Consider the following 7,480-nt stretch of genomic DNA (forward strand, 5'->3'; position numbering starts at 1 on the left):
TTACGGCTTACGGCTTACGGCTTCTAGATCCTGGATCTGGCTTTGAGCGTTAGCTTTGGCTTTGGCGTTAGCTTTGGCGTTAGCTTTGGCTTTGGATCTGGCTCCAGCTCCAGCTCTAGCAACGACAATCTAAAAAGCCGGCAACCTCCCCTCTCCCCCCTGGGGGAGAGGGTGCCCGAAGGGCGGGTGAGGGCCGCTGGCTGAGCAAGCCGCAGACACCCCTCAGCCCGGCAGACGCACGCGCACCTGATACGTGCGACCGGCCACGATGTTGTGAACCCGTTGATCCGGGCAGACCTCGCCATCCACCAGCACCTCGCTGCCGCGACGACCCGCCTCCCGCGTCAACACGACCTCGAACTGCGCGCCACGAAATTGCCGCGTCACCTGCGCATGCGGCCAGTGCGAAGGCAGCTGCGGGCGGATCGCCAACGCGTCGCCCTCGCCGACCAGGCCAAACAAACCTTCCAGCACGCAGCGATACACCCACGCCACCGTGCCGGTGTTGAACAACTGGCTCGATCGCCCGGCGGTGCGCGGGTATTGATGCCACGCGCCACGGTAGTAGTTGGGCAGCGACACCGGCAGATGACCGCGCTGCAGCACGTCTTCGCGGGCTGGGCCCGGCAGCATCGCGCGCAGGATTTCCCAGGCGCGGTCGGCCTCGCCAATCTGGTACAGGCTGTACAGATAGAACGCCACCGCGTGGTTGTAGACCGCACCGTTCTCCGCCGCACCCGGCCATTTCTGGGTAAGGCGACCCACGTCGTCGCGCATGTGGGTATAGGCCGGTGCCAGCATCACCGGGCCATACGGCGTGTGCAGTTGTTCGCGCACCGCCTCCAGCAGTGCCGTGCGTTGCTGCGCATCGGCGGTGCCGGCCAACAGCGCAAAACTCTGCGGATTGAGATAGATACGCCCTTCCAAATCGTCGGCAATGCCGAAGCGCATGCCGTCGTCGGTGATGCCGCGCGCATACCAGTTGCCGTCCCACAACTCACGATTTGCGTCGGCGTTTACCCTGCCCACTGCCTGGCCGAATACCTCCGCCTGCGCGGTGCGTCCATACGCGGCGCAGATGTCCGACCACAGTCGCAGCGCATACGCGGTCGCCACGGTGAGCCAGCCGGAGACGCCCTTGCCGCGCCAGCCGACCATGTTCATGGGGTCGTTCCAATCGCCCTGGGCGATGAAACTCAGGCCGCGCGCATCGCGCGCATCCAGCAACCACTGCATCGCCGCATCCAATCGCTCGGCCACGCTCAGCGCCTGGCCATCGTGAGCGCGCACCACCGTCTCCAGCACGCTGGCATCGTTGGTTTCGGCCAGATACGCACTCAGGAAGATCGGCAACCACACGCAATGGTCGGTATGCGGCACCTGGTTGATGTATTTCAGCTCGGCGCCTTCCACCAGCAAAATGCCGTCCGGCATCGCGCCGCTGGGTTCCTGCTGCGACAGGGCATGCAGCAACGCTGCACGCGCGGTCGCCGGCTGCAGATAGGCCATGCCCATGTGGTCTTGCAGATAATTGCGTGTCTGCGGATCGGTGGTCAGGCGATTGACATCGCCGTGATAGAACACCTGCCGCGGCAACCAATGATTGACCAGGTTATCCAGCGCCGCATCGGGTGTGGCGATCTGCATGCAACCGTGGCCGGCCTGCAGATACTGCGCATAGGCGCGTGCCGCCTCGGCAAAGCCTTCCTGCGACAGATAGCGCGCGCGCAGCGCGGCAATTTCTGCATCGTCCTTGGCCGGCCCGAATGCAAAGCGGTACACGCTGGCCGCGTCGGCTTGCAGACTCAGGCGATATTGCAGCGCGGCGGCCGGCGTTTCGTAATGCGCCTCGCTGTTGCCCAGCTGCTCGGCCTGGATGGCAGAAGGCGCATGCAGCCCACCCTCGCCTTCGAACGCCAGTTGCCGCGCCTCCCACGTCACCGGCGCTTGCTCATGCAGCAGGAAGGTGCAGTCCTTGAAATCGCGCTGACGAAAATAATCGTCCACTTTCTGGTACGGCGCCACGCTGCGGCAGACGATGCCGCCCAGCGCCGGCTCGTAGCCGCCGGATTGATGCATCCACGACATGTAACCGACCGGGAAATACACGTACAGGCTCAACCGCCGCGCGCGCCCGGAGGCGTTATGCACGCGGCATTCCCACAGCTCCAACGCATCGTCGGTAGGCAAGGCCACGCACAGCTCCACCACGATGTCGTCATGCTGCACGCGCCAACGCACATCGTGCTTGCCGGCAGAGAATTCGAAGGCCTGCGGCTGCGCGCGCACCGGCTCGTGCGGTACCGAGTACAGCGCGCCACTGTCTTCGTCCTTGAGATAGAAAAAACGCCCGGGGTGATGTGCGTAATACGGCTGCTCGGGCATCATGAAATTGCGCGCTTCCAGCATCGGTGCATGCGCGTACTTGGATGGCTCCGGCTGCATGAACTGGCCGGTGGCATAGCCACGGCAGGTGAGCTGCAACATCATGCGGCGGTTCCACAAAAAGCCGCCGGCATTGGGCATGGCGGTCGGGCTGTAGAGCGCGTAGCGCATGCCATCGGCGCTGGGCGCCATCAAGGTGGACAGTGAGTCGGACGCAGCGGTGGGCGTTGCAGACACGGTCAGGGGTGCTCCGGTTCGTCGCGCTTGCGCGCGGCCAGTTCGTGCTGGATCTGGCTCAGCAAGCCGTCGTCCAGCGGATAGAAACGCATGGTCCAGGCAGCCAGCAGCGCGACCACCCCAGGGATCACCGTCAGCAGCAGCACGATGCCGGTCAACGACCCGGTGGACTGCGCACTGTTGGCCACATAACCCATCCCGGCCAGCACCCACGCGATGCCGGCCGAGGCCAGAGCGCCGCCAAGCTTTTGCGAAAACGTCGCCGCCGCAAACGTCATCGCCGTCGCGCGCCGACCGGTGCGCCATTCGGTGTAGTCGGCGCTGTCGGCATACATCGAAAACGCCAGCGGCGACTTCGGCCCCAGGGCCAGGCCGATCAACATGTTCAACCCGAAGATCGCCCATACCGCATTGGCAGGCACGAAGAACATCGCACAACTCAACACACCGACGATCACCATCAGCCCGCACATCAGCTGGCGCTTGTCCCAGTGCCGCGTCAGCAATGGGGTGATGGCTGCACCTATGCCCAAGGCCACCGAGTAGCTGCCCAGGAACAAGCCGACCAGATCCGGGCGTTGCACGTAGTACTTGAGGTAGTACACGCCTGCACCACCGCGCATGGTGATCGTGATCATGATGATCAACGACAGCACGAACAACACGCACCACGGTTTGTTCTGCAGCAGATCGGCGATGTCGCGCCGGATCGGTGTGCGTTGTTGCGGGGGCGGTTGCACGCGCTCGCGCGTGGTCAATGCCACGGTGACAAACAACACCAGCGCCACTGCGCCGTACAGCATCATCGTGCGCTGCCAGCCCAGCGCATCGTTGCCGCCGCCGAACCAGCGCACCAGATCCATCGTGAAGTAATTGACCAACGTGGTGCCTGCAAATGCACCGATGAAACGCAGGCTGATCAGCCCGGTACGCTGCTGGCTGTCGGCGGTGATCACGCCCGACAAGGCCGAGTACGGAATGCTCACCACGGTGTAGGCCAGCATCATCACCAGGAAGGTCACCGTGGCCCACACCATGCGCCCGTTCTGATCCAGGTCCGGCGTGGTGTAGGCAAGCACGCCGGTCAGCGCCATTGGTATTGCGCCCCACAACAGATACGGGCGGAACTTGCCCCAGCGGCTGCGGGTGCGGTCGGCGATGGCGCCCATTGCCGGGTCGGCAATCGCATCGGCGATCTTGGTCAGCAGGATCATCGTGCCCACCGCTGCGGCCGGCAGATGCATGGTGTCGGTGTAGAAGATCAGCAGAAACGCCGAGATGTTGGCCCAATACAGATTCAGGCCCAAATCGCCGGCGCCGTAGCCCAGCTTTTCGCGCCAGCGCAGGCGCGCCGGTGCAGGAGACGGTGCGGGTGTTGACGTCATCGACAGACCTTCGGATGCGTTGTACCCGGCCGGGCACGCCGTTACGCTGGGTGCCCGCTCACCTGGCAAGGAGCGCCGACGCTACACCACGCATCGGCTGCCGCCAACGTGAAATCGGCTCAAATGCCGAATCGATCCGGAGATATAACCTGACGTGATGGACACCGCCGTACCTGCCACGCCTGCGTCCGCTTCGCCCATGGCCATCGTTGTGATGGGCGTCTCGGGCAGCGGCAAGACCACCATCGCGCAGGCGCTCGCCGCGCATTACCGCTTCCGCTTTCTGGATGCCGACGACTATCACAGCGTGGCTGCGCGCGCGCAGATGGCGGCCGGCCAACCGCTCACAGATGCCATGCGTCTGCCGTGGGTGGAGCTGCTGGCCGCCACCTTGCGCGACTGCGTGAATGCCGGCGAATCGGTCGTGCTGGCATTTTCCGGATTGCGCGGCACGCACCGCCAATTGCTGCGCGGCAGCGGCGTGCAGATGCGCTTTGTGTTCCTGCATGCGGCGCCGCATGTGATTGCCGCACGCCTGAGCGCACGCGCCGGCCACTTCATGCCGCCCAGCCTGCTCGACAGCCAGCTGCAGACGCTGGAGCTGCCGTTGGACGAGGCAGATGTGGTGTCGGTCGATGTGGACGCGACCGTGCCGGAAGTGGTGCGCGATGCGATTGCGCAGTTGGCGCTGAGCGCGTCTGCTGCAGTGCACACAGCCGCGCACTCATCTCAACGCGCGTAACGCGCCGAGCTCACTGCTGGCCAAGCCCACCACTGAGCGTGCGCTCGATCGTTCCTTTGCCATCGGGAGAAGGTGGCGCGAAGCGCCGTATGCCGGTGCGCGCAAAGCGTCGCGCGGTTGGGATACATCAGGGCTACGCCTCGTACCCTCACCCCAACCCCTCTCCCGCGGGGAGAGGGGCTTTTGATCGTTCCTTCTCCCATCGGGAGAAGGTGGCACGAAGCGCCGGATGCCGGTACGCACAAAGCGTCGCGCGGTTGGGATACATCAGGGCTTCGCTTCGTACCCTCACCCCAACCCCTCTCCCGCGGGGAGAGGGGCTTTTGATCGTTCCTTCTCCCATCGGAAGAAGGTGGTACGAAGCGCCGTATGCCGGTGCGCACAAAGCCCCCTGCGGTTGGGATACAACAGGGCTTCGCTTCGTACCCTCACCCCAACCCCTCTCCTGCGGGAGAGGGGCTTTGTCGTCGTGTAGCTGATTGGCTGGCTCGCCCATCGAGAGTCAGTGACGCGCCACGTTGAGTGGCGCGGGCAGCGCCTCATCCGACAGCGACCCACCGTACAAGGTGGCGCAAAATTTCCTGGTTACTTTTTGCAAACCCATGAATTACTGACGAATTCGCTGCTGCAGCGTTGAATCATTCTTTCTATCGTACTGGAGCGAAATAGTGATGAATCATCACTATTTGTGCGATTAACGCACGTGCTGAACGCAAAATTTTCGACTTGGTATCACCAGATGCAGACGGACCCGACCGTTGCGTGAATGCAACGGAGTACGCGTGTTGCACGGGCACCGCAATCGGCGATCTTCACCACGCAGATCCGGGGGGATCCAGCGCTTCCTTCCATTAATGGACATGCCGTGATGACCAACTCCAATCGCCGCTTGCGGTTACGCAGTTTGACGCTCATTCCCTGCCTGCTCGCCAGCGCAGTGGCTTTCGCCCAGCCCGGCTCCGCCACCGCACAACAGCCGGTGTCTGCGCTGGACACCCAGGCCTTCGCGCGCTCCGGCCAGGTGTGGAGCGCCTTCGGCAGCAACCTCCCGTTCGCGAGCCCCACCAGCTGGACCACCGCCGGTGGCGGTTACTTCAACGCGCGCTTCGCGCCGGGTGAGTGGAAGATCAATCGCACCACCGTCAAAGGCCTCAAGCCGGCCTGGACCCTGACCACCACCGGCGACATCTCGGCCACGCCGAGCGTCGAAGGCGGCACCCTCTACGTGCCCGACTGGGGCGGCACTCTGTATAGCGTCGACACCCAGACCGGCAAGCCGAACTGGCAGGCCAAGCTGTCCGACTACACCGGCAACGCCGCCTCGGTGACGCGCAATACCCCGGCCATCACCGCCAAGAGCATCATCGTCGGCGACCAGGCTGCCGGCACCGTGATGGCGATCGACAAGAAGACCGGCAAGCTGTTGTGGAAGACCACCGCCGAAGCCAACCCGCAGGCGCGCATCACCTCCTCGCCGGTGATCTACGGCAACCGCATCTACGTCGGCATCTCCTCGGGCGACTGGGGCAATCTGGCGCCCAACCACACCTTCAGCTTCCGCGGCAGCGTGGTGGCCCTGGATCTGAACACCGGCAAGAAGCTGTGGCAGTTCTACAACGTGCCTGAGGGTTACACCGGCGCCTCGGTGTGGGGCCAGGTGGCGATCGACCCGATCAGCAAGCGTCTGTATTTCGGCACCGGCAACAACTACAACATCCCCGAGGGCGTGGGCAATTGCGTCTCCAATGCACGCTCCTATCTGGGCAGCGACCTCACCGTGCAGGACGAGCTGAACTGCATGGCACCGGATAACTATGTCGACTCGGTGGTCGCGCTGAATCTGGACACAGGCAAGCTGGCCTGGGCCAATCGTGCACAGGGCTACGATGCCTGGAACCTGTCGTGCATCATCGCGCCCACCAACGGTCTGTGCCCGAATACGCAGGCCACCAACCTGACCGGCCCCGATTACGATTTCGGCGGCGCTGGCGTCAACCTGTTCACCGTGTGGCGCGACGGCAAGCCGCAGCAGTTAGTCGGCGCCGGGCAGAAGAGCGGTATCTACTGGGCCTTCAACGCCAAGACCGGCGCCAAGGTATGGTCGACCCAGGTCGGCCCCGGCGGCACCACCGGCGGCGTCGAGTGGGGCACCGCGTTCGACCCGTACAAGTCGCAGATCTATGTGGCCATCAACAACAACAACAACACCACCTACACCCTGGGACCGGACAACACCGTCAGCCACAACGGCGGCTCGTGGGCGGCGCTGGATGCGGCTACCGGCAAGATCAAGTGGCAGGTCAAGGTGCCGGGTATCAACCGCGTCAACCCGACCGTACCGGCAGGCGGCCAGGGCTCGCTGACGGTGTCGCCGAACCTGCTGTACGCCGGTTCGATGGCCGGCAACATGGTCGCCCTCGACACCGACACTGGCGCCACGCTGTGGAACTACGACGCCACCGGCTCGGTGCTCAGCTCGCCGGCCGTGGTCAATGGTGCGCTGTATTGGGGCGCCGGCTACGGCCGCTTCAACTTCGGCACCGCCGCGACCAGCAATCAGCTGATCAAGTTCGTGCCGGAGGGCGGTGCGGCCAAGTAATCGGCTAGCACGTGCTCTGCGTTGCGTGATGCGCAGTGAAAGCAAAACAACGACGCCACCTTCGGGTGGCGTCGTTGTGTGTGGGGCTGGTAAAAAGCATAGCGCGGCGCGTTGATTGGCGTGTGCGTGTTT

4 protein-coding genes are annotated in these 7,480 nt (G+C 64.0%); 2 read left to right on the top strand and 2 right to left on the bottom strand.

Annotated features, from left to right (window positions below):
- Positions 1-222 precede the first annotated feature (222 nt).
- Both ABQZ00_RS21825 and ABQZ00_RS21830 read right to left on the bottom strand, forming a co-directional pair.
- Positions 223-2,622, bottom strand: a complete 2,400-nt coding sequence (locus tag ABQZ00_RS21825) for a GH36-type glycosyl hydrolase domain-containing protein (protein WP_323539056.1) — start codon at positions 2,620-2,622, stop codon at positions 223-225.
- Between the two features lie 2 nt (positions 2,623-2,624).
- The gene (locus ABQZ00_RS21830; protein ID WP_323539057.1) at positions 2,625-4,007 is read right to left on the bottom strand and encodes an MFS transporter; all 1,383 of its coding nucleotides are present in this window, start codon (positions 4,005-4,007) and stop codon (positions 2,625-2,627) included.
- Between the two features lie 157 nt (positions 4,008-4,164).
- Here ABQZ00_RS21830 and ABQZ00_RS21835 point away from each other — a divergent pair, with 157 nt between their 5' ends.
- Complete coding sequence (locus ABQZ00_RS21835) at positions 4,165-4,749, top strand: gluconokinase (protein WP_323539058.1); 585 nt, start codon at positions 4,165-4,167, stop codon at positions 4,747-4,749.
- 868 nt (positions 4,750-5,617) lie between these two features.
- Complete coding sequence (locus tag ABQZ00_RS21840) at positions 5,618-7,348, top strand: outer membrane protein assembly factor BamB family protein (RefSeq protein WP_323539059.1); 1,731 nt, start codon at positions 5,618-5,620, stop codon at positions 7,346-7,348.
- Positions 7,349-7,480: the final 132 nt, after the last annotated feature.

The sequence above is a fragment of the Xanthomonas sp. WHRI 10204 genome, from assembly GCF_040202875.1.
GTDB lineage: Bacteria > Pseudomonadota > Gammaproteobacteria > Xanthomonadales > Xanthomonadaceae > Xanthomonas.